Annotated in this window: 21 protein-coding genes and 1 riboswitch; of the genes, 12 read left to right on the forward strand and 9 right to left on the reverse strand. The window is 75.1% G+C overall.

All coding sequences use genetic code 11. The features are described 5' to 3' along the window. Positions 1-51: 51 nt before the first annotated feature. The 6 genes from GQS52_RS20705 to GQS52_RS20730 all read left to right on the forward strand — a co-directional run bounded on the left by GQS52_RS20705 (position 52) and on the right by GQS52_RS20730 (position 5,264). The gene (locus GQS52_RS20705) at positions 52-813 is read left to right on the forward strand and encodes a metallophosphoesterase (RefSeq protein WP_182314847.1); all 762 of its coding nucleotides are present in this window, start codon (positions 52-54) and stop codon (positions 811-813) included. A gap of 74 nt (positions 814-887) precedes the next feature. Then, positions 888-1,325 (forward strand): SRPBCC family protein, encoded by a 438-nt coding sequence (locus tag GQS52_RS20710; protein ID WP_182314848.1) that lies wholly within the window; start codon positions 888-890, stop codon positions 1,323-1,325. Between the two features lie 38 nt (positions 1,326-1,363). Then, a complete protein-coding gene (locus GQS52_RS20715; RefSeq protein ID WP_275946493.1) occupies positions 1,364-2,707 on the forward strand; it encodes an ArsA-related P-loop ATPase in 1,344 nt (447 codons plus the stop codon). A gap of 188 nt (positions 2,708-2,895) precedes the next feature. Beyond that, a complete protein-coding gene (locus GQS52_RS20720; protein WP_182314849.1) occupies positions 2,896-3,384 on the forward strand; it encodes a DUF5304 domain-containing protein in 489 nt (162 codons plus the stop codon). Between the two features lie 75 nt (positions 3,385-3,459). After that, entirely contained in the window at positions 3,460-4,401 is a 942-nt protein-coding gene (locus GQS52_RS20725) for an ROK family glucokinase (protein ID WP_182316607.1), read from the forward strand. A gap of 20 nt (positions 4,402-4,421) precedes the next feature. Continuing rightward, complete coding sequence (locus tag GQS52_RS20730) at positions 4,422-5,264, forward strand: endonuclease/exonuclease/phosphatase family protein (RefSeq protein ID WP_259370886.1); 843 nt, start codon at positions 4,422-4,424, stop codon at positions 5,262-5,264. 64 nt (positions 5,265-5,328) lie between these two features. Here the strand turns inward: GQS52_RS20730 and GQS52_RS20735 are convergent, their stop codons facing one another. Next, positions 5,329-6,084 carry a hypothetical protein gene (locus GQS52_RS20735; RefSeq protein WP_182314850.1) on the reverse strand — a complete coding sequence of 252 codons (756 nt, stop codon included), beginning with the start codon at positions 6,082-6,084 and terminating at the stop codon, positions 5,329-5,331. Then, positions 6,071-6,853 (reverse strand): alpha/beta fold hydrolase, encoded by a 783-nt coding sequence (locus GQS52_RS20740; RefSeq protein WP_182314851.1) that lies wholly within the window; start codon positions 6,851-6,853, stop codon positions 6,071-6,073. The genes GQS52_RS20735 and GQS52_RS20740 overlap by 14 nt, the downstream gene beginning before the upstream one ends. Before the next feature lie 146 nt (positions 6,854-6,999). Here GQS52_RS20740 and GQS52_RS20745 point away from each other — a divergent pair, with 146 nt between their 5' ends. From GQS52_RS20745 to GQS52_RS20755, 3 genes are all read left to right on the forward strand, one after another. Further along, positions 7,000-7,782 carry a lysophospholipid acyltransferase family protein gene (locus tag GQS52_RS20745; RefSeq protein ID WP_182314852.1) on the forward strand — a complete coding sequence of 261 codons (783 nt, stop codon included), beginning with the start codon at positions 7,000-7,002 and terminating at the stop codon, positions 7,780-7,782. Positions 7,783-7,872: 90 nt separating this feature from the next. Next, entirely contained in the window at positions 7,873-9,240 is a 1,368-nt protein-coding gene (locus GQS52_RS20750; RefSeq protein WP_182316609.1) for a DUF5931 domain-containing protein, read from the forward strand. Then, a complete protein-coding gene (locus GQS52_RS20755) occupies positions 9,237-9,944 on the forward strand; it encodes a response regulator transcription factor (RefSeq protein WP_182314853.1) in 708 nt (235 codons plus the stop codon). The genes GQS52_RS20750 and GQS52_RS20755 overlap by 4 nt, the downstream gene beginning before the upstream one ends. A gap of 68 nt (positions 9,945-10,012) precedes the next feature. On the opposite strand, the gene GQS52_RS20760 is transcribed toward GQS52_RS20755, so the two are convergent. Then, positions 10,013-12,082 (reverse strand): anthranilate synthase family protein, encoded by a 2,070-nt coding sequence (locus tag GQS52_RS20760; RefSeq protein ID WP_182314854.1) that lies wholly within the window; start codon positions 12,080-12,082, stop codon positions 10,013-10,015. A 287-nt stretch (positions 12,083-12,369) separates the two neighbouring features. Here GQS52_RS20760 and GQS52_RS20770 point away from each other — a divergent pair, with 287 nt between their 5' ends. Together GQS52_RS20770 and GQS52_RS20775 are read left to right on the forward strand one after the other, a co-directional pair. Next, on the forward strand, positions 12,370-13,719 hold the full coding sequence (locus GQS52_RS20770) for a 3-deoxy-7-phosphoheptulonate synthase class II (protein WP_182314855.1): 1,350 nt from the start codon (positions 12,370-12,372) through the stop codon (positions 13,717-13,719). A 134-nt stretch (positions 13,720-13,853) separates the two neighbouring features. Beyond that, the gene (locus GQS52_RS20775; protein ID WP_259370887.1) at positions 13,854-14,126 is read left to right on the forward strand and encodes a (2Fe-2S)-binding protein; all 273 of its coding nucleotides are present in this window, start codon (positions 13,854-13,856) and stop codon (positions 14,124-14,126) included. Between the two features lie 81 nt (positions 14,127-14,207). Here the strand turns inward: GQS52_RS20775 and bfr are convergent, their stop codons facing one another. Next, positions 14,208-14,702, reverse strand: a complete 495-nt coding sequence (gene bfr / locus GQS52_RS20780) for a bacterioferritin (protein WP_182314856.1) — start codon at positions 14,700-14,702, stop codon at positions 14,208-14,210. Between the two features lie 165 nt (positions 14,703-14,867). Here bfr and GQS52_RS20785 point away from each other — a divergent pair, with 165 nt between their 5' ends. Then, on the forward strand, positions 14,868-15,491 hold the full coding sequence (locus GQS52_RS20785) for a sulfite oxidase-like oxidoreductase (RefSeq protein ID WP_182314857.1): 624 nt from the start codon (positions 14,868-14,870) through the stop codon (positions 15,489-15,491). A gap of 59 nt (positions 15,492-15,550) precedes the next feature. On the opposite strand, the gene GQS52_RS20790 is transcribed toward GQS52_RS20785, so the two are convergent. The 5 genes from GQS52_RS20790 to thiO form a co-directional block, all read right to left on the reverse strand. Beyond that, positions 15,551-16,426: a deoxyribonuclease IV gene (locus GQS52_RS20790; protein ID WP_259370888.1), complete on the reverse strand. Its 876-nt coding sequence runs from the start codon at positions 16,424-16,426 to the stop codon at positions 15,551-15,553. Positions 16,427-16,449: 23 nt separating this feature from the next. Next, positions 16,450-18,465, reverse strand: coding sequence for a Stk1 family PASTA domain-containing Ser/Thr kinase (gene pknB, locus GQS52_RS20795; protein ID WP_182314859.1), 2,016 nt, complete (start codon positions 18,463-18,465; stop codon positions 16,450-16,452). A 171-nt stretch (positions 18,466-18,636) separates the two neighbouring features. After that, positions 18,637-19,458 carry a thiazole synthase gene (locus GQS52_RS20800; protein ID WP_182314860.1) on the reverse strand — a complete coding sequence of 274 codons (822 nt, stop codon included), beginning with the start codon at positions 19,456-19,458 and terminating at the stop codon, positions 18,637-18,639. A gap of 6 nt (positions 19,459-19,464) precedes the next feature. Then, positions 19,465-19,665: a sulfur carrier protein ThiS gene (gene thiS, locus GQS52_RS20805; RefSeq protein ID WP_182316612.1), complete on the reverse strand. Its 201-nt coding sequence runs from the start codon at positions 19,663-19,665 to the stop codon at positions 19,465-19,467. 41 nt (positions 19,666-19,706) lie between these two features. Further along, the gene (thiO, locus tag GQS52_RS20810; RefSeq protein ID WP_182314861.1) at positions 19,707-20,915 is read right to left on the reverse strand and encodes a glycine oxidase ThiO; all 1,209 of its coding nucleotides are present in this window, start codon (positions 20,913-20,915) and stop codon (positions 19,707-19,709) included. Further along, a riboswitch (TPP riboswitch) is annotated at positions 20,912-21,026 on the reverse strand. Its footprint overlaps the gene before it by 4 nt. Positions 21,027-21,059 lie beyond the last annotated feature (33 nt).

The raw sequence follows: 21,059 nt of genomic DNA on the forward strand, positions 1-21,059 counted from the left end.
AGTACGCCAAGCTCCTGGTGGGCCGCGCGCGACGGCTCGTAGGGTGGCGGCATGCGGGTCCACGTAGTCAGCGACGTCCACGGAAGCCATGAAGCCCTCGCCAGGGCGGGGGAGGGGGCCGACGCCCTGGTCTGCCTCGGCGACCTCGTCCTCTTCCTGGACTACGCCGACCACTCCCGCGGGATCTTCGCCGACCTCTTCGGCGCCGGGAACGCGAGCCGCTACGTGGAGCTGCGCACCGCCCGCCGCTTCGAGGAGGCCCACGAGCTCTCCGCCCGCCTGTGGGCCGGGATCGACCGGGGCGCGGCGGTCGAGGAGGCCGTGCGCCGGCAGTACGCCGAGCTGTTCGCGGCCTTCCCCGCCCCCACCTACGCCACCTACGGAAACGTGGACGTCCCCCGGCTGTGGCCGGAGTTCGCCCGCCCCGGCACCACCGTCCTGGACGGGCAGACCGTCGAACTGGGCGGCCTGCGCTTCGGGTTCGTCGGCGGCGGGCTGCGCACCCCCATGCGCACCCCCTACGAGGTCTCCGACGAGGAGTACGCGGCCAAGGTCGAGGCGCTCGGCGAGGTCGACGTGCTGTGCTCCCACATCCCGCCGGCCCTGCCCGAACTCACCTACGACGTCGTCGCCCGCCGCTTCGAGCGCGGCAGCACCGCCCTGCTGGAGGCGATCCGCGCCACCCGCCCGAAGTACGCGCTCTTCGGGCACGTCCACCAGCCCCTGGAGCGGCGGATGCGCATCGGCACCACCGAGTGCGTGAACGTGGGTCACTTCCGTGCGACGGGCACCCCTTGGGTGCTGGAGTTCTGAACCGGCGCGATAGCCTGCACCGGCAGGTATTCGGACGAGTTCGGACGAGACGAAGCCCCCGAGGAGCCACCGCGATGGCGGAACACACCAGGTCGAGCATCACGATCGAGGCGAGCCCGGCCGAGGTCATGGCTGTCATCTCCGACTTCGCCAGGTACCCGGAGTGGACCGGCGAGGTGAAGCAGGCCGAGATCCTCTCGAAGGACGCCGCGGGCCGCGCCGAGCAGGTCCGCCTCGTCCTGGACGCCGGCGCCATCAAGGACGACCACACCCTCGCCTACACCTGGATCGGCGACCACGAGGTCCGCTGGTCGCTGGTGAAGTCCCAGATGCTGCGGGCCCTGGACGGCGCCTACGTCCTCGCCCCGCTCGACGGCGGCACCCGCACCGAGGTGACCTACAGCCTCACCGTCGACGTCAAGATCCCGATGCTGGGCATGATCAAGCGCAAGGCCGAGAAGGTCATCATCGACCGGGCCCTGTCCGGGCTGAAGAAGCGGGTCGAGAGCTGACCGCCGCCGCTCCCGGGGGACGCCCGGCCCGGACCGTCCTGGTCACCGGGACCGGCGGGGCCGGCCGCACCACCGTCGCCGCGGCCACCGCGCTGGCCGCGGCCCGGGGCGGCGCGCGCACCCTGCTCGTCGCCACCGACCGCGGACCGGCGGCACACCGCGCCCTGGCCGGCGTGCCGGACGGCCCACCCGGCGGGGACGGCCCGCCCGGCGGGGACGGCCCGCCCGGCGGGGACGGCCCGCACGCCCCCGGTGCCCCGGAGGGGCCGCACGCCCCGGACTGCCTGTCACCTTCCGTCGCCGTCCCCGGGGTTCCCGGCCTGTGGGCGGCCCGCACCGACCCCGGCGGGCACTTCCGCGGCCGGGCGGCGGACCTCCAGCGCGCCGCGGAGCCCCTCCTGGCCCTCCTGGGCGCGGGGCCGCTGGACCCCGAGGAACTCACCGAACTCCCCGGCGCCGAGCAGCTCGCCCTGCTGGGCGCCCTGCGCGGGTCCGCGTTGTCCGGGTCCGCGCTGCCCGGGTCCGCAGGGGGTGCCGGGGAGCCGTCCGGCTGGGACACCGTCGTCGTCGACTGCCCGCCCGTGCACCAGGCGCTGGCCGCGCTCGCCCTGCCCGAGCAGTTCGACCGCTACCTGAACCGGCTGCTGCCCGCCGAGCGGCAGGCCGCCCGCGCCCTGCACCCGCTGCTCGCCGGCCTCGTCGGCGTCCCCTCCCCGCCGCAGGCCCTGTACGCCGCCGCGGAGCGGGCGCGCTCGGCCCTGGCGGGGACGCTGGCCGTCGTCCGCTCCCCGGCGACCACCGTGCGACTGGTCGTCGAACCGGGCCCGGGGGCCGCCGACGAACTGCGCCTGGCGCGCGCCGGCCTCGCCCTGTTCGGCCACCGCCTCGAGTCCGTGACCGCCAACCGCCTGCTGCCCGCCGCCTCCCCGGACCCGTGGCTGGCCGCCCTCGCCGACCGGCAGCGCGAGCACCTGGAGGAACTGCGCGGGGCCTGTGCGGAGACCGGCGCCGGGATCGGCGGGGTGCCGCACCTGGGCCGCGTCCCCCGGGACGCGGACGACCTCGCGCTCCTGGGCGTCGCCCCGCCGGAACCGGCCGGCGCCGTTCCCGGGGAGGGGCGCGCCGACCCGTGGACGGTCGAGGACCGCCTAGCCGGGGACGGCGTCATGGTCTGGAGGCTGCCCCTGCCCGGCGCGCGGCGGTCCGACCTGGACCTGGTGCGGCGTGAGGACGAGCTCGTCGTCGACGTCGGCCCGTTCCGGCGGATCCTGCCGCTGCCGGCCGCCCTGCGCCGCTGCACCGTCGAGGGCGCCTCCCTGCGGGACGGGGAGCTGTGCGTCCGGTTCGCCCCCGACCCCGGCCTGTGGCCGCGCCGCACCTGAGCCCCGGCCCCGCCCCTTCCGGACCCCGCCTCCGCCCCCGCCCCTGCGCCGCCCCGGGCCGGCCCCGGCGCCCCGGTTCCGGTGGAGGGGCCGCGCGGGCCGGCCGGCGCCTGCCCCGTACCGCTGAACGACCGGTGCCGTTCCGGTAACGTCGGAGAGGCCCCCTTCCGCCGCCCCTGGAGTCCACCATGAGCGAAGCCCCGGAGCCCCGCGACGAGCCCTTCGCCGGTCCGCGGCACCCCGAGCCCGAGACCGACTCCGACGCCTGGGCGACGGCCTGCGCCGAGGACCTGGCCCGGGAGAAGGCCCGCCGGGCGGGCCCCGGCTCCGGGACGGGCAGCGCGGCGGAGGAACTGCGCAGGCTGGCGGAGGCGGTGGCGGGCAAGCTCGGCGAGCTGGGCGGCCCGGCCTTCGGCGCCGCCGCGCAGAGCGCCGCGCAGAACCTGATCGGCCAGGTGAAGTCGGCGGTCGGGCCCGTCCGGGAGCGGAACCCGGACGTCTTCGAGCACCTCGCCGCCGCGGGCTCCGAACTGCTCTCCGCCTACCGTGCGGCCGTCCAGCGGCAGGAGTACCGCTGGACGGCGGGCGGCACCGCGGGCACCGCGGAAAGCGACGCAGGGAACGGCCGGCCGGAGGGGAGCGGCGGGAGCCGCGGCGAGCACATCGATCTCGACTGACTTCGGCGCGGGAAACCCCGCCCGGCCCGGTACGGTGGCTGCACAGCGGGGAACGACCGAATGACTGAGGGACATATGGGACTCACCATCGGTGTCGACATCGGTGGCACCAAGATCGCGGCCGGCGTCGTCGACGAAGAGGGCCGGATTCTCGAGACGAGCACGGTGCCGACTCCGCCGACCCCGGAGGGGGTCGTCGACGCCATCGCGGAGGCGGTGCGCGCGGTCAGCGCCGGCCACGCGGTCGAGGCCGTCGGCGTCGGCGCGGCGGGCTACGTCGACGACAAGCGCGCCACCGTGCTGTTCGCCCCCAACATCGACTGGCGCAACGAGGCCCTGAAGGACAAGGTCGAGCAGCGCGTCGGGCTCCCCGTGGTCGTCGAGAACGACGCCAACGCCGCAGCCTGGGGCGAGTACCGCTTCGGCGCGGGCGTGGGCCACGACGACGTCGTCTGCATCACCCTCGGCACCGGGCTCGGCGGCGGCATCATCATCGGCGGCAGGCTGCACCGCGGCCGGTTCGGCGTGGCCGGGGAGTTCGGCCACATCCGGGTCGTCCCGGACGGCCTGCTGTGCGGCTGCGGCAGCCAGGGCTGCTGGGAGCAGTACGCCTCCGGCCGGGCGCTCGTGCGCTACGCCCGGCAGCGCGCGGCGGCGACCCCGGAGAACGCGGAGCGGCTGCTCTCCCTCGGGGACGGCACCCCCGAGGGCATCGAGGGCAAGCACGTGAGCCAGGCGGCCCGCGAGGGCGACCCGGTGGCCGTCGACTCCTTCCGGGAGCTGGCCCGCTGGGCCGGCGCGGGCCTGGCCGACCTGGCCTCGCTCTTCGACCCCTCGGCGTTCATCGTCGGCGGCGGCGTCTCGGACGAGGGCGAACTCGTCCTCGGGCCGATCCGCAAGTCGTTCCGCCGCTGGCTGGTGGGAGGCCGCTACCGGCCGCACGCCCAGGTGCTCGTCGCACAGTTGGGCGGCAGGGCCGGCCTGGTCGGCGCCGCCGACCTGGCCCGCCAGGGCTGACGGACGAGGACGGCGCGCCCGTGGCACCCGACCGGACCGGCGGCCGACCGCACCCCGGTGCCGGCACGGCCGGTCCGGCCGGCACGGCCCGGGCCGCCGTCCCCCCGTCCCCGTTCCCGCTCCCGCCGTCGGGCACCGAACCCGACGGCACCGCGGTCGTCCGCGTCCTCGGCTACAACATCCGCTCCATGCGCGACGACACCGCGGCCCTGGCCCGGGTGATCCGGGCCTGCGCGCCCGACCTGGTCTGCGTCCAGGAGGCCCCGCGGTTCTTCCGCTGGCGCAAGCACGCGGCCCGGCTGGCCCGGGAGTCGGGGCTGGTCGTGGTCACCGGGGGAGCGACCGCCGCGGGCCCGCTGCTGCTGTCCTCGCTGCGCGTGCACGTCGAGAGCACCGAGGACGTCCTGCTGCCCCGCACGCCGGGCCTGCACCAGCGCGGTCTGGCCACCGCGGTGGTGCGCGTCGGGGGAGCCCGGCTCGCCGTGGCCTCCTGCCACCTGAGCCTGAGCGCCCCCGAGCGCCTCCGCCAGGCGGAGGCGCTGCTCGCCCACTCGGCGGCCACCGGGGTCCCGCACACCGTCGTTGCGGGCGACATCAACGAGCGGCCCGGCGGGCGCAGTTGGCGCCGACTCGCCGGGGAGCTCCAGGACGCGTACGCGGTCCGGCCGTGGGGCGGCGAGTACACCTCCACCGCTCGCAACCCCCACCAGCGCATCGACGGGGTGTTCGCCGGCCCGGGTATCGAGGTCCTCGGGTGCGGGGTCCCGGTGGGCCTGCCCGGCGTCACCGGGGCCGACCTCGAGGCCGCCAGCGACCACCGTCCCGTGCTCGCCGCCCTGCGCGTCCCGCCTTTCCCCCGCTGACCGCGGGGAGAGGGGGGCGGGGCCGGTGCGGGCCCGTACCGGCCGTACGGGCCCGCAGCGGCCTTCAGACGACGGCGCCGCCGCCCGGGTCGGGGTGGTCGTCGTCGTCCCGGTCCTGCATCCGCGCGACCAGGGTGCCGAAACCGCCCAGGAAGCCGCCGACGCCCAGGAGCGTCGCCCACCAGGTGAGCGGCTGGCGGAGGACCACGAAGGCCAGCAGGAGCAGCGGGCCGCCGAGCGCGCCGAGCCAGGCGAACTTCGTGGTGGTGTCGGCCTGAGGCAGCGGCGGGGGCTCCGGCGGGACGAAGTGCCCCTCGTCGTCGTCCTCCCCGGCGGCCTCCCAGTCGCGAGGGCCCGGGGACCGGCCGCTCTGCGCGCCGACCGCGATGCTGCGGGCGGCGTCCGTCCAGCGGCCGTCGAGCAGTCCGACCGCCCCGCCGCCGTCCTTCTTCCCGCCGTCCCCGGCGGGCCCGTTCCCGTCCGGCCCGCCGGTGTCCGGCCCGTTCCCGTCCGGTCCGCCGTCGGCGGCCTCCTGCGGTGACTGCCCGATGTCCTCGGCGTCCGGCCACGGGTGCGCCCCCGGCTCCGGCGCCGCGTCGAAGGACTTCACCAGCGCGTTCCACGCGGCGTCCTCGTCGAGCGGCGGCCGGGCCTCCCCGGAGCCCGCCTTCCCGTGTCCGGTGTCCCCGGGGCCCGCCTTCCCGTGGCCGGCGTCCTCCGGCCGGGCGTCCTCCGACGGGGTGTCCTCCGGCCGGGCGTCCTCGCTCCGGTCCGGCTCCCCGGTCACCGGTTCCTCCCGCTCCGGGTCATGCTCCGCCACTCGTGACCCCGTCCTTGCCCGCGCCCGGCGCCAGCCGCCGGACGAACTCCCAACTGCGGTCGAGGATCAGACCGGCGTCGTGGTCCAGGGTGGCCACGTGGTGGCTGCGCTCCAGCACGACCTCGGTGAGGTCGGCCGACGAGACCCGGGCCATGACGAGGTCGGAGTTGGACGGGTCGACCACGTGGTCGACCGCACTGCGCATCAACAGCACCGGCTGGGTGACCTGCGGCAGCGCGTCCCGGACGATCCGCCAGAACTGCGCGAGCGAGTGGGCCGCGTGCAGCGGGGTCCGGTCGTAGCCGACCTCCCGCTCGCCCTCCTTGGCGATGTCGCCGATCAGCCCGGCAACCGACGGCACCAGGTGGCGCAGGACCGGCAGCGCCTTGAGCAGGTGGCTGTCCGCCTTGACCGAGGGGTTCACCAGGCAGACGCCGTCGACGTCGTCGCCGTGCCGGGCGGCCAGGTACAGGGAGAGCGCGCCGCCCATCGACATGCCGCACACGAACACCCGGGTGCAGGTGCGGCGCAGCTCGCGCAGCGCCCGGTCCACCTCGGCGTACCAGTCCTGCCAGCCGGTGACCTGCATGTCCTTCCAGTGCGTGCCGTGCCCGGGGAGCAGGGGGAGGGAGACGGTCAGGCCGCGCTCGGCGAAGTGGTCGGCCCACGGCCGCATGGACTGGGGGGTACCGGTGAAACCGTGGACCAGCAGTACGCCGACCTCGCCCCCCGCGTGGTGGAACGGCTCGGCTCCGGGCATGAGCGGCACTCGTCGGCTCCTCTTCACTCGGACGGTAACTGAACAGTACGCGTAGACTTCCCTGCTCGGTAAGTCCTGACGGCGGCGCCGCCGCACGCACACCGCGGGCCGATCCCCGGCTAGGGTCTATGCCGTCAGACACAGGAGGTCCTCGGTTGTTCTACGGCGCGATGAAGCTGTCACTCGGCTCGCTTCTCAAGGTCACCTTCCGTCCGTGGGTGGAGGGGCTGGAGAACATCCCCAAGGAAGGGCCCGCCATCCTGGCGAGCAACCACCTCTCCTTCTCCGACTCCTTCTTCTTCCCGGCGATGCTCGACCGCAAGGTCACCTTCATCGCCAAGGCGGAGTACTTCACCTCCCCCGGGATCAAGGGGAAGTTGACGGCGGCCTTCTTCAAGGGCGTCGGCCAGCTCCCGGTCGACCGCTCCGGCGGCAGGGGCGCCGGCGACGCGGCGGTCCGCAGCGGCATCGAGGTGCTGGAGCGGGGCGAGCTGTTCGGCATCTACCCCGAGGGCACCCGTTCGCCCGACGGGCGGCTCTACCGGGGCAAGCCCGGCGGCCTGGCGCGGATCGCGCTGGCCACCGGCGCGCCGGTCATCCCGGTCGCCATGATCGACACCGAGAAGATCCAGCCGCCCGGCAAGCTCCTGCCGAAGCTGATGCGGCCCGGCATCCGCATCGGCAAGCCGCTGGACTTCAGCCGCTACCAGGGCATGGAGAACGACCGGTTCATCCTGCGCTCGGTGACGGACGAGGTGATGTACGAGATCATGAAGCTGTCCGGCCAGGAGTACGTCGACATCTACGCCACCGCGGCCAAGCGGCAGATGGCCGAGGCCGCCAAGGCCGAGGCCGCCAGGGCCAAGGCGGAGGCCAGGGCGAAGGCCGGCGGGGAGGCGGGAACGCCGGACGAGAAGGACGGGCGTCCCGGGGGCTGAGACCCGGGGCCCGCAGGGGGCCGAGGAGGGGGGACAGTGGCTTCGCGCATAGTGCGGCGGGTACTGGGCGCAGGGGGCGGGAGCCCGGGGATGTCGATCGAGCAGCCGCTGTGGCGCGCCCTGATCGCTTTCCGGCTGCTCGCGCTCGCCTACGCGGTCTTCCGCTACGCGGTGGCCTACGAGGAGTACGAGCACCCGATCGGGGGCTGGGCCTACATCGCGGTCCTGACCGCCTGGACGCTGGCGACTTTGGACCGCGTGGCGTCCTCCGAGCGCTGCACCCGGCCCTTCCTGGTCGCGGACCTGTCGCTCGCGCTCTCCGGGATCCTGCTCACCTCCGTGCTGGACAGCCAGGACCGGATCGCCGCCGGCCAGGCGACGCTCCCCACGATCTGGGCGGCCGGCTCCGTGCTCGCCTACGCGATCAAGGGCGGGTGGCGTTGGGGGGCGGCCGCCTCGGTGCTGGTCGGCGTCTGCAACGTCGTCGAGCGCGGCGACGTGACCGAGCGGAACCTGCACAACATCATCCTGCTGTTCGTCGCCAGCGCCGCCGTCGGCTACATGATCGAACTGGCCCGGGCCAGCGAGCGCACCCTGGCCAGGGCCCTGCAGATCGAGGCGGCCACCCGCGAGCGGGAGCGGCTGGCCCGGGACATCCACGACAGCGTGCTGCAGGTGCTGGCGATGGTGCAGCGGCGCGGCAACGAGATCGGCGGCGAGGCGGCGGAGCTGGGCCGCATGGCGGGGGAGCAGGAGGCGGCGCTGCGCACCCTGGTCACCGCCGGTCCGGCGCCGGCCGCACCGGCCGTGCCGCCCGGACGGACCCCCGCCCCGGCCTCCTCGGCACGCCGGAGCACCGGCGGCGGGAGCACCGGCGGCGGGAGCACCGGCGGGGAGAGCACCGGCGGCGGGAGCACCGGCGGGGAGAGCACCGGCGGCGGGAGCACCGGCGGGGAGAGCACCGGCAGTGGGAGCACCGGCGGCGCCGGTGGCGGGGAGCAGGACCTGCGCGCCCTGCTGGGGCCGCTGGCGGGGGCGAAGGTGTCGCTGGCCGGCCCGGTCGCCCCGGTGATGCTGGACGCGCACGCGGCCCGCGAGGTCGCGGCCGCGGTCGGCGCGGCCCTGGACAACGTCCGCCGGCACGCGGGGGAGCGGGCGAGCGCCTGGATCCTCGTGGAGGAGGAGGCGGACGAGGTGCTGGTGAGCGTGCGCGACGACGGGCCGGGGTTCCCCGAGGGGAGGCTGGCGGCGGCGGAGGCCGAGGGACGGCTGGGCGTCGCCCAGTCCATCCGCGGCCGGCTCCGGGACCTGGGCGGCAGCGCCGAGTTCTTCTCCGTGCCCGGCCAGGGCGCGGAGGTCGAGATGCGCGTCCCGCGCCGTGCGCGGGGCGGGGGACCGGGAACGGGACACGGCGCCCCGCGGGGGCGGACGCCGGACGGACGAGGAGCGACACGATGACGGGGCCGGACTCGAGCACGGCGCGGGAAGCCGCGGCGCCGGCGGGGGCGGTACGGGTGATGGTGGTCGACGACCACCCCATGTGGCGGGACGCGGTCGCCCGGGACCTCGACGAGGCCGGCTACGAGGTGGTGGCCACGGCCGGGGACGGGCCGGAGGCGGTGCGCCGGGCCCGTGCCGTCCGGCCGCACGTCCTCGTCCTGGACCTCAACCTGCCGGGCATGCCCGGCGTGCAGGTCTGCCGGGAACTCGTCGGGCAGGACTCCTCGCCGCGGGTCCTCGTGCTGTCCGCCAGCGGCGAGCACGAGGACGTGCTGGAGGCGGTCAAGTCCGGTGCCACCGGCTACCTGCTGAAGTCGGCCGGGCGCGACGAACTGGTGGAAGCGGTGCGGCGCACCGCCGCCGGCGACCCGGTCTTCACCCCCGGCCTGGCCGGCCTGGTCCTGGGCGAGTACCGGCGGCTGGCCGCCGACCCCGCCCCGGGCAGGCCCGACGACCCGGCCGCGCCGCGCCTGACCGACCGGGAGACCGAGGTCCTGCGCCTGGTCGCCAAGGGCCTGAGCTACAAGCAGATCGCCGAGCGCCTGGTCATCTCCCACCGCACGGTGCAGAACCACGTCCAGAACACCCTGGGCAAGCTCCAGCTGCACAACCGGGTGGAACTGGTCCGCTACGCCATCGAGCGCGGCCTGGACGGGGACTGACGCGCCGTCCGGCCCGGGCGCCGGGCCGGGATGCCGGGCCCGGCGCCCGGGCCGTCACCGGCCCCGGGTCACACTGCCGCCAGTTGCGCCACCAGTTCCGCGACGAGGGTCACCCCGTTGACCGTCAGGACCGACTCGGGGTGGAACTGCACCCCGGCGAAACCCGGGCCGCGCAGCGCGTGCACGTCCCCCGTCGCCGGGTCCCGGCACACCTCCACGCGGTGCATCGCCAGCTCCTCCACGACCTCCTCGCGGCACCGCGCGGTGTAGGTGTTGTAGAAGCCGACGGTCTCGGGGCGGCCGAAGAAGTCGATCCGCTCCTGCGCGCCCTGGAACGGGACGTCCTTGCGCACGATGTCCAGCCCCAGCTCGGCGGAGATCAGCTCGTGCCCCAGGCACACGCCGAGGAGCCCGTGGCGGTGCCCGCCGACCAGTTCGGCGGCCAGCGCGCGCAGCAGGCGCATCTTCGGGTCGGCGGTGTCCGCCGGGTTGCCGGGGCCGGGGCCCAGCACCACCGGCCCGGTGTGCTCCAGCGCGGCCTCCCGGAGCCCCGGCTCGTCGAAGCGGCGGACCGTCACCTCCAGGCCGGTGGAGCGCAGCAGGTGGGCCAGCATCGCGGTGAAGGTGTCCTCGCCGTCCACGATCAGCGCGTGGCCGCGCCCGTCGGTGTCCGGGGCCGCCACCGGTGCCGGGCGGTCCTGCATCCGCAGCCAGAACGGGGCCAGGTTCGCCCGCCGGGCGTCCAGCGCGGCCCGGACCCGGATGTCGTCGGCCAGGCCCGGCGTCCCGGGGCGGGCGGGGCCTCCCGGTGCCGGGCGCACCCCCAGCGCCGTCAGCACCCCCGCGGCCTTGGCGTGCGTCTCGGCGACCTCCGAGGCCGGGTCGGAGCGGCGCACCAGGGTGGCGCCGACCCCCACCCGGAGCGCGCCGTCCGGGGCGATGTCCGCGGTGCGGATCAGGATGGGGGAGTCCAGGGTCTGGGCCCCGCCCGCGTCCCGTCCGATCAGCGCCAGCGCCCCCGAGTAGTAGCCGCGGCCCCCGGGCTCGTGGCGCTCGATCACCCGGCAGGCGTTCTGGACCGGCGAGCCGGTGACGGTCGCGGCGAACATCGTCTCCCGCAGCACCTCGCGCACGTCCAGGGTGCTGCGCCCGCGCAGCTCGTACTCGGTGTGCGCGAGGTGGGACATCTCCTTCAGCCGGGGGCCCACCACCTGGCCGCCGAGGTCGCCGACCGTGCACATCATCTTCAGTTCCTCGTCGACGACCATGGTCAGCTCCTCCATCTCCTTGGGGTCGTGGAGGAAGGCCAGCAGGCCGTCGGCGTCCGGCCCGCCGGCCGGGTAGCGGTAGGTGCCGCTGATCGGGTTCATCACGACGGTCTCGCCGGACATCCGCACGTGCACCTCGGGGCTCGCGCCGACCAGCGTGCGCCCCGGGGTGTGCACCACGTACGTCCAGTACGCGCCGCGCTCGCCCTCCAGCAGCCGGCGGAACAGCGACAGCGCCCGGGCCGGCCCGTAGCCGGGGACCGTGCCCCCGAACGTCCGCCGGATCACGAAGTTGGCGCCCTCGCCGCGGCCGATCTCGTCCTCGACCACCCGCCGGACGATGTCCTCGTACTCCTCGTCGCCGATGTCGAAGGCGCCGTCCTCGACCGTGACGTCCAGCCGGGGCAGCGCCCCGAGCAGTTCCGCCAGCGGCACCTCGCGCACCTCGTCGGGGAGCAGCACGGCCAGCGGCGTGCCGTCGTCGCGCACGTCGAAGCCGCGTTCGCGGATCTGCCGGAAGGGGACCAGGGCCAGCGCGTCCGTGCCGGGGCCGGCCGCGGCTCCCCGCCCCGGGAGGGGGATGTCCGCCAGCCGCTCCACCTCCCGGACCGGGCCCGTCAGCACCTCCACCACGTCGCCGGCCTCCCTGCCCGGCGGCCGGCGGCGCAGCAGGGCGAACGGAGGGGCGCCGGGGGCGAGCAGCCGGGCGACGATCCCGGCGGCCGTGGCCGTGGCCGCGGCCGTGCCGCCGCCGGGCGCAGGGGCGCTGCCGGGTGCGGGGGCGTCGCCGGGCGCGGGGGCGTCGCCGGGGGGCGTGCCGCCGGGGGTGTGCGCGGGTGCCGGGGCGGCTGCGGGGCGGTCGAGGTCCATGGCGGGAGGTGTCCTTCCGGGGCGGGGTTGTCTTCCGCGGAGGGACGGACCGGCCTGCAACGCCGAAGGCCGCCCCTCGGGGCGGCCTTCGCGGTGATTACGGGTACGCGCGATCAGTGGGCCGCCGGGAGGGCGGTCCACCACCAGGAGGCGGTCTGCGGCGCGAACATGCGGCAACCCTAGCCCATGCCGGCCGGGCCCGGGGCGCGTGCGGCGACGGTGGGACATCCGTCTCACCCACTGGGCGCCTCTCAGAGGATCGGACTTCGCCCCGTAATGTGGGACTCGTGACCGTGAACGCTGACACCACAGCCGGTGGCAACACCTGGCGAGACCTTCCCGCGGCGCAGCAGCCCGAGTGGCCCGACTCCGGGGCTCTGCGTGATGTGATCGCGGACCTCGAGTCGTATCCGCCCCTCGTCTTCGCCGGAGAGTGCGACCAGCTGCGCGCGCGCCTGGGGGCCGTCGCCCGTGGCGAGGCGTTCCTGCTGCAGGGCGGCGACTGCGCGGAGGCGTTCGACGCCGTCTCCGCGGACCAGATCCGCAACAAGCTCAAGACGCTCCTGCAGATGGGGGCGGTGCTGACCTACGCGGCCTCCGTCCCGGTGGTCAAGGTCGGGCGGATCGCCGGCCAGTACTCCAAGCCGCGCTCGAAGTCGACCGAGACCCGCGACGGGGTGACGCTGCCGTCGTACCGGGGCGACTCGGTCAACGGCTTCGAGTTCACCGAGGCGGCCCGGATCCCGGACCCGGAGCGCCTCAAGCGCATGTACCACGCCTCGGCGTCCACGCTGAACCTGGTGCGCGCCTTCACCACCGGCGGCTACGCCGACCTGCGCCAGGTGCACGCCTGGAACCAGGACTTCGTGAAGTCCTCCCCGTCGGGGCAGCGCTACGAGGCGCTGGCCCGCGAGATCGACAACGCGATGAACTTCATGCACGCCTGCGGGGTGGACCCGGAGGAGTTCCGCACCGTGGAGTTCTACGCCTCCCACGAGGCGCTGATCCTGGACTACGAGTCCGCCCTGACCCGGGTGGACTCGCGCACCGGGAACCTGTACGACGTCTCCGGCCACATGCTGTGGATCGGCGAGCGCACCCGGCAGATGGACGGCGCGCACATCGAGTTCGCCTCCCGGATCCGCAACCCGATCGGGGTCAAGCTCGGCCCGACCACCACGGCCGAGGACGCGCTGGCCCTCATCGAGCGGCTGGACCCCGAGCGCGAGCCGGGCCGCCTGACCTTCATCACCCGGATGGGCGCGGACAGGATCCGCGACCTGCTGCCGGAACTGGTGGAGAAGGTCACCGCCTCGGGCGCGCGGCCGGTGTGGGTGTGCGACCCGATGCACGGCAACACCTTCGAGGCCGCCAGCGGCCACAAGACCCGCCGCTTCGACGACGTGCTCGACGAGGTCAAGGGCTTCTTCCAGGTCCACAAGGCCCTGGGCACGCACCCGGGCGGCATCCACGTGGAGCTGACCGGCGACGACGTCACCGAGTGCGTGGGCGGCGGCCACGAGATCCTCGTCGACGACCTGCACCAGCGCTACGAGACCGCCTGCGACCCCCGGCTCAACCGCAGCCAGTCCCTCGACCTGGCCTTCCTCGTCGCGGAGATGTACCGCGGGCAGTGAACCCGGACGGACCCGTGGGGCGCGGATCACACCGATCCGCGCCCCGCGGGCTTTTCCCGCACCGCCGAGCGAGTTAAGGTAAGGCATACCTCACCGCATCGGACGGAGGGGTTCCGCTTCTACCCGCAACGGGGGTGAGCCGCGTGTTCGTCTGCTCGTGCTTCGGCGTCACCGAGGAGCAGGTGCGCGAACACGCCGCCGCCGGTGCCTGCACGCCCCGGCAGATCGCCTCCTCCTGCAGGGCCGGCACCGACTGCGGCGGCTGCGTCCGCCGGATACAGGCGCTGCTGGGCCGGGGGGCCGGGCCCCGCCGGGCCGCGGTGGCCGCGGTCGCGGAGGCCGCCCCGGGCGAGAGGGCCCGGACCGCGGCGGAGGCCCTCCCGCGGGCGGGACGCGCCGCCGCCTGAGCGTACGGCGCCCCGGAGCGGGCGCCGCAACCAGGACCCGCGGCCGGGACCCGCGATCAGGACCCGTGACGGGGTTCCCCGTCAGGCCCCGGAGCTCTCCGGGGTCTGCTGCTCGATCTGCTGCGCGATGTAGAGCGGCTCGCCCAGCTTCTCCACCAGCTCCAGCTGGGTGTCGAGGTAGTCGATGTGGTGCTCCTCGTCGGCGAGGATGCCCTCGAAGATGTTGGCCGAGGTGATGTCGCCCTTGGCCCGCATGACCTCGATGCCGCGTCTGAGGCGGTCGATCGCCTCGACCTCCACCTCGCGGTCGGCCCGGAACATCTCGGTGAGCGTCTGCCCCACCCGCACGTGGAACAGCCGCTGGTAGTTGGGCAGGCCCTCCAGGAAGAGGATGCGGTCGGTGAGGACCTCGGCGTGCCGCATCTCGTCGAAGGACTCCGCGCGGGTGTGGCGCGCGAGCTTGAACCAGCCGTTGTGCTCCTGCATCTTCGCGTGCAGGAAGTACTGGTTGATCGCCGTGAGTTCCGCGGTCAGCTGCTCGTTCAGGAACTCGATGATCTCGGGATCGCCCTGCATGGCGCGTCCGTCCTCTCGGGGTGGTCGGCAAGGTGTGCGCATCCTCGCACCGAAAACCGGACAAGGTCCAGTAAGTGCGCACTCATCACGGTATGGGTGATTCGATGCTTCTGAGGGGTTTCCCGGTGGTCCGCAGCACGCCCTGCCGTCTGTCACCATGGAGGCATGGATCAGCCGGAAGCGCTCGGACGGAGACAGGGAGAACTGCCACCCGGCCAGCGCCTCCAGCGGGGCTGGCCGGTGCTGCACTACGGCCCCGTGCCCCGGTTCCGGCCGGAGCGGTGGGAGTTCCGGGTGTTCGGCGCCACCGCCTCGGGGGGCAAGCACTGCTGGAACCACGAGGAGTTCTCGGCGCTCCCGTACACCACCGTGGTGGGCGACTTCCACTGCGTCACCAAGTTCAGCATGCTCGACGTCGAGTGGGGCGGGGTCTCCACGTCCACCGTCCTGGAGCTGGCGCCCCCGGCCCCGGAGGCCACCCACGTGATGGTCTGGGCCGAGTACGGCTTCAGCACCAACCTGCGGATGGACGACTTCGCCGACGCGAGGACGATCTTCGCCACCCACAAGGGCGGTGAGCAGCTCACCGCCGAGCACGGCTTCCCGGTCCGCCTGATCGTGCCCCACCTGTACGCCTGGAAGGGGCCCAAGTGGGTGCGCGGCGTGGAGTACATGGTGGCCGACCGCCGCGGCTTCTGGGAGGAGCGCGGCTACCACAACCTGGGCGACCCCTGGAGGGAGCAGCGCTACTCCTACCAGGAGGAGCCCGGGGACGGCCCCGACCTGTAGGACCCGGCCCCGCCGCCCGACCCCGTCGGCCGGTTCCGCCCTCCGCTCCCGAAAGGGGGTCAGCGGTCGCGCAGGGACTTCAGCAGGGCGACGTCCGCCGCATGGCCCTCCTTGCCGCCGGGAGTCTCGATCACCAGCGGCACCCCCTCGGCCGCCGGATGCACGAACAGCTCGCCGAACGCCTCGGCGCCGATGCGACCGGCGCCTATGTTCTCGTGCCGGTCCTTGTGCGCACCCGCCACGTCCTTGGAGTCGTTGGCGTGAACCAGCCCCAGCCGTCCCTCGCCGACGGTCCGCACCAGCTCGTCCAGGACCAGCTTCGTCCCGCCCGGCGCCGCCAGGTCGTGCCCGGCGGCGAAGGCGTGGCAGGTGTCCAGGCAGACGCCCAGGAGCGGATGGTGCTCCAGGGCGTCGAAGTAGGGGCCCAGCTCCTCCACCAGCGAGCACAGCGATGCGCCCTGGCCGGCCGTCGGCTCCAGGAGCAGCCGGGGGCCCCGGCCTTCCCGGTCCGCCTCCTCCAGCAGGGGCAGCAGGTGTTCGTGCACCTGGGCCAGAGCCTTGGCGCGGGGCGCGCCGCCGGTGGCCGAGCCGGTGTGCACCACGACCCCCGCCGCGCCGATCCGCCCGCCGCGGCGCAGCGAGTGGCGCAGTGACTCCACCGACCTCTCCACGGTCGCGGCCGTGGCCGAGCCGAAGTTGATCAGGTAGGGGGCGTGCACGTACGCCGGGATGCCCTCCTGCTCGCAGCCGGCCCGGAACTCCTCGTCCTGGCGCGGGTTCCCGGTCGGTGTGGCCCAGCCCCGCGGGTTGGCGACGAAGACCTGCACGGCCTCCGCCCCTATCGAGCGGGCGTAGGCCAGCCCGGTGGAGGCGAGCCCGCCGGCCACGGGGACGTGGCCGCCGACGGGGTTGCGCGGGCGGCGGGAGGAGGTCATCGCCTTCAGCATGCCACGGCCGCTCAACGCACCCACAGGGTGACGGTGGTGTCCGCCGGGTGCCGGGAACCGGCCTCGGGGGTCTGGTTGAAGACCTTGTCGCGGCCGAGGGGGAAGTCGATCACGCTGACGGAGAAGCCCGCCTTCTCCAGCTCCTTCTTCGCCTTCTCCAGGTCCTTGCCCTCGACGTCGGGGACCTCGAAGGTCTCCTGCCCCTTGGAGAGGGTCAGCTCCACGGCCGTGCCCTCGGCGACCGTGCTGTCGGCCCGCACGGACTGCTCGGCGACGTCGCCCTCGCGGACCTCGTCGGAGAAGACCCCCTCCGGCGCGGTCCGGGCCTTCAGGCCGGCGTCGGCCAGCTTCTTGCGGGCCTTGCCCGGGGAGAGGCCGACCAGGTCGGGGACGCGCACCGCGGCGCCCTTGCTGACGACGAAGGACACGGCGGTGTCCGGGGCGACGCGGCGCCCGACCGCGGGATCGGTGGAGACCACGTCGCCCCGGTCCACGACGTCGCTGAACGCGTGCTCGGTCGTGCCCGCGCCCAGGCCCGCCCGCTCCACCGCCGCCCTCGCGTCGGCCGGGCTCATCCCCGCCACGTCCGGCACGGCGATGCGCTCCGGCCCCTTGGACACGACCACGGAGACGGTGCCGTTGCCGCGGATCCTGCTGCCCGGCGCAGGGTCGGTGGAGACCACCTTCCCCTCCTCCACCGTCTCGTGGAACGCGGCGCTGTACTCCGCGTCCAGGCCGGCGTCCGCGATCCGCCTCTCCGCCTCGGCCCGGCTCAGCCCGAGCAGGGCGGGCGTCCTGGTGAACTGCCCCTCGCCGACGTACCAGACGCCGGCGCCGGCGCCGAGCACCAGCAGCAGGGCGACCAGGGCCGCCCACGGCCTGCGGCGGACGGCGCGGCCGACCGCGCCGCCCGGCGCGGGGACGGGCACGCGGCCGCCGTCGTCGGACGGGTCGACCGGCCGGATCCGCATCCGGGCGGTCCGCTCGGTCCCGTCGCCCGGGGACTCCCGGACGGTGTCGCTTCCGACGGCCGCGGCCAGGGGGACCGTGCTGTGGACGGAGGGGAGCACGGTGGTGCGCTCCTCGCCGCTGCCGCTGCCGCCGTTGCTGCTGCCGCTTTCGCCGTCTCCGGAGCCGGAGGAGGCGTGCTGCTGCGGTGGCACGGCGTCCAGCTGCTCGTCGGTCAGGCCGCGGCGGGCCTCCTGGAGCAGCGCGAGCAGCTCGACCGCGTCGGCGGGGCGCTGCCGCGGGTCGCGGGCCGTGGCCCGGGCGACCAGGGCGTCCAGCTCCCCGGCGACGCCGGGCGCCAGCAGGGAGGGCGCGGGGACGTCGTGCTCGAGGTGCTGCCGGACGATCTGCGCCGGGGTGCTGCCGGTGTACGGCTTGGAGCCGGTCAGCATCTCGTACAGCAGCACCCCGCAGGAGTACACGTCGGAGCGGTGGCCGGTGACGCCGTGCTCGATCTGCTCCGGCGCCATGTAGGAGAGGGTGCCCAGCACGGAGCCGGAGGTCGTGGAGGTGTGGCTGCCGACGGAGCGGACCAGGCCGAAGTCTGCGACCTTGACCCGCCCGTCGTCGCCGATCAGGACGTTCTCCGGCTTCACGTCCCGGTGCAGCAGATCCGCGCGGTGGGCCGAGCCCAGTGCCGCCAGGACCGGCTCCAGGATGTCGAGCGCGGCGCGCGGGTGCAGGGCGCCGCGCTCGCGCAGCAGGTCGCGCAGGGTGCAGCCGGCCACGTACTCCATGGCCAGGAAGACGTAGGAGCCGTCGACCCCCTGGTCGAACACCCCCACCACGTTGGGGTGGTCCAGGCGGGCGACGGCCTTGGCCTCCAGGATGAACCGGTCCACGAAGGCCGCGTCGGCGGCCAGGGCCGGGTGCATCACTTTCAGTGCCAGCACGCGGTCCAGGCGGGTGTCCACGGCCCGGTAGACCGTGGCCATGCCGCCGACCGCTATGCGGGCCTGCACCCGGTAGCGGTCCTCGAGCAGCCGACCGACGAGCGGGTCCTGAAGGGTCGCGTCCACGGGCAGATTCTACGGTCGGCCGCCACTCCGCCCGCCCCCACGCGCCCGCACCGTGACGGGCCCGTGCGGTTCCGCGGCGAAACCGTGACCGGGAACGGCCTGGCCCGGCCGGGGGCTGCCTGGCCCGGCCGGGGGCTGCCCGGGGACGAAGCTCCCGGCGGCCGCTCCCGGTCAGCCGGCCGCGTCCGGCCGGAAGGCCGGCAGTTCGGGGTCGTGCCCGCCGAGGTCGGCGGTGCCCTCGGCGGGGGAGGAGGCGAGCGCGTGGTGGCGGCGGGGGATGCGGCCCGCCCTGCGGGCCAGCCGTCCGGCCTCGACCGCGCGGCGCATCGCCTCCGCCATCAGCACCGGCTCCTGCGCGCGGGTGACCGCCGAGGCCAGGAGCACCGCGGAGCAGCCCAGCTCCATGGCCAGCGCCGCGTCGGAGGCAGTGCCCGTCCCGGCGTCCATGATCACCGGCACGCCGGCCCGCTCGACGATGAGCCGGAAGTTGTGCGGGTTGCGGATGCCCAGGCCCGAGCCGATGGGGGAGCCCAGCGGCATGACCGCGGCGCAGCCGACGTCCTCCAGCCGGCGGGCCAGCACCGGGTCGTCGTTGGTGTAGGGCAGGACGGTGAAACCGTCGTCGACCAGGGTCTCGGCGGCCTCCAGCAGCTCGACCGGGTCGGGCAGCAGGGTCCGCTCGTCGGCGACCACCTCCAGCTTCACCCAGTCGGTGCCCAGCGCCTCGCGGGCCAGCCGGGCGGTGAGCACCGCCTCGCCCGCGGTGAAGCAGCCGGCGGTGTTGGGCAGCACGCGGATGCCCAGCCGCCGCAGGACGGACAGGACCGACCCCCGGACGGTCGGATCCAGTCGGCGCATCGCGACGGTGGTCAGCTCGGTGCCGGAGGCGATCAGCGCCTGTTCCAGCGACTCCAGGCCGGTGGCCCCTCCGGTGCCCATGATCAGGCGCGAGCCGAAGGTGGTCCCGGCGATGGTCAGCGGGTCGTCCGACACGGTGGTTCAGCCTCCTTGGACGGCGGTGACGATCTCGACGCGGTCGCCGTCGCCGAGAGTGGTGGACGGCCACTGCCCGCGCGGGACCACCGTCTCGTTCACCGCGGCGGCCACCCCGGAGGCGGCCCGGGTCAGGGACGCCACCACGTGGTCGAGCGCGGTGCCGGCGGGGAACCGGCGCGGTGCGCCGTTGACGCTGATGCCCACAGAGCCGGAAGCGGCGTCCGGGGAGGGGCCGGGGAGGGTGTTCAACGGGACGGGACCCCTTCCGTGAGGGTGTGCGGTTCTTCCGGGCGGGCGCCCGGGGCGCGGGAGAAGCGGGCGGGGGAGAAGGGCAGGGCCTGCTCCGGGTCCCCGCCGGTGACGATCTCCGCCATCAGGTCGCCGGTGACCGGGGTCAGCAGGATCCCGTTGCGGTGGTGGCCGGTGGCCGCCAGCAGGCCGGGCAGCGCGGTGCGCCCCAGCAGCGGCGCGTTGTCGGGGGAGCCGGGCCGCAGACCGGCCAGCGCCTCCGTCAGGGGCAGTTCGGTGATGCCGGGGACCAGTTCGTGGGCGTCCCGCAGCAGTTCGTACACCCCGCCGGCGGTCACCGCGGTGTCGTGGCCGGTCTCCTCGGTGGTCGCCCCGACCACCAGTTCACCGTCCTCGCGCGGCACCAGGTAGACGTGGCCGCCGCGCACCACCGCCCGCACCGTGCGGGACAGGAAGGGGGCGAAGGGCGCGGGAACCCGCAGGCGCAGCACCTGGCCCTTGACCGGGCGCACCGGCGGCAGCGCCTCCTCGGGCACGCCCTCCAGCAGGCCGCTGCGGCACCCGGCGGCCAGGACCACCTGGTCGGCCGGGACGGCGGAGCCGTCCGCCAGCACCACGCCCGCGGCCCGGTCCGCCACGACCGACAGCCGTCCGGCCGGCTGCCGCAGGAAGTCCACGCCGGCCCGTTCGCAGGCCCGCAGCAGGGCCGCGGCCAGCCTGCGCGGGTCGACCTGGTGGTCGCCCTCGACCCGCAGCCCGCCGCGCACGCCCGGCGCCAGCATCGGCTCCAGGCGCCGGCACTCACGCCCCGTCAGCCAGACCGACTCCAGCCCCAGAGCGCTCTGGAAGGCGTGCAGTTCGCGCAGTTCGGCCCGGTCGTCGGCGTCCAGGGCCACGGCCAGCGTGCCGCAGGCGCGGTAGCCGGTGGACAGCCCCGAGGCGTCCTCCAGCTCCTCCGTGAACGACGGGTACCGCCGCGCCGAGGCCAGGTTGAGCCCCAGCAGCGTCTGCTCGCCGTACTGCAGCTCGGTGACCGCGGCGAGCATCCCCGCCGCGACGTGCGCCGCGCCCCGCCCCGGCTCGGGGTCCGCCACCGTCACCGACAGGCCGCGCTGCGCGCAGCGCCAGGCGGTGACCAGGCCGACGACGCCGCCGCCGACCACGAGGACGTCCCGGCCGCGGCGGGCCCGGGGTTTCGTGTGCACGCTCTTCCCACCTCTCCCTTCGCCGGCATGACCCGGATCAGGTTCACAACGGTCGGGGGCCGGCCAGCCCCCCTCTCAGCCCGGTGCGTCCGGGCTCCCGCGAGTGCGTTGGTGCCACCACCCTAATATCCGGGTGACACCGGC

It is taken from the genome of Streptomyces sp. SCUT-3 (assembly GCF_014083985.1).
GTDB lineage: Bacteria > Actinomycetota > Actinomycetes > Streptomycetales > Streptomycetaceae > Streptomyces_H > Streptomyces_H thermolineatus.

Bases quoted from the DNA above. Each gene is read 5' to 3' on its own strand.
- GQS52_RS20710 (WP_182314848.1), top strand. From the start codon at position 888: ATGGCGGAACACACCAGGTCGAGCATCACGATCGAGGCGAGCCCGGCC.
- GQS52_RS20720 (WP_182314849.1), top strand. From the start codon at position 2,896: ATGAGCGAAGCCCCGGAGCCCCGCGACGAGCCCTTCGCCGGTCCGCGG.
- GQS52_RS20750 (WP_182316609.1), top strand. From the start codon at position 7,873: ATGTCGATCGAGCAGCCGCTGTGGCGCGCCCTGATCGCTTTCCGGCTG.
- GQS52_RS20725 (WP_182316607.1), top strand. From the start codon at position 3,460: ATGGGACTCACCATCGGTGTCGACATCGGTGGCACCAAGATCGCGGCC.
- bfr (WP_182314856.1), bottom strand. From the start codon at position 14,702: ATGCAGGGCGATCCCGAGATCATCGAGTTCCTGAACGAGCAGCTGACC.
- GQS52_RS20755 (WP_182314853.1), top strand. From the start codon at position 9,237: ATGACGGGGCCGGACTCGAGCACGGCGCGGGAAGCCGCGGCGCCGGCG.
- GQS52_RS20760 (WP_182314854.1), bottom strand. From the start codon at position 12,082: ATGGACCTCGACCGCCCCGCAGCCGCCCCGGCACCCGCGCACACCCCC.
- GQS52_RS20705 (WP_182314847.1), top strand. From the start codon at position 52: ATGCGGGTCCACGTAGTCAGCGACGTCCACGGAAGCCATGAAGCCCTC.
- GQS52_RS20790 (WP_259370888.1), bottom strand. From the start codon at position 16,426: ATGACCTCCTCCCGCCGCCCGCGCAACCCCGTCGGCGGCCACGTCCCC.
- GQS52_RS20785 (WP_182314857.1), top strand. From the start codon at position 14,868: ATGGATCAGCCGGAAGCGCTCGGACGGAGACAGGGAGAACTGCCACCC.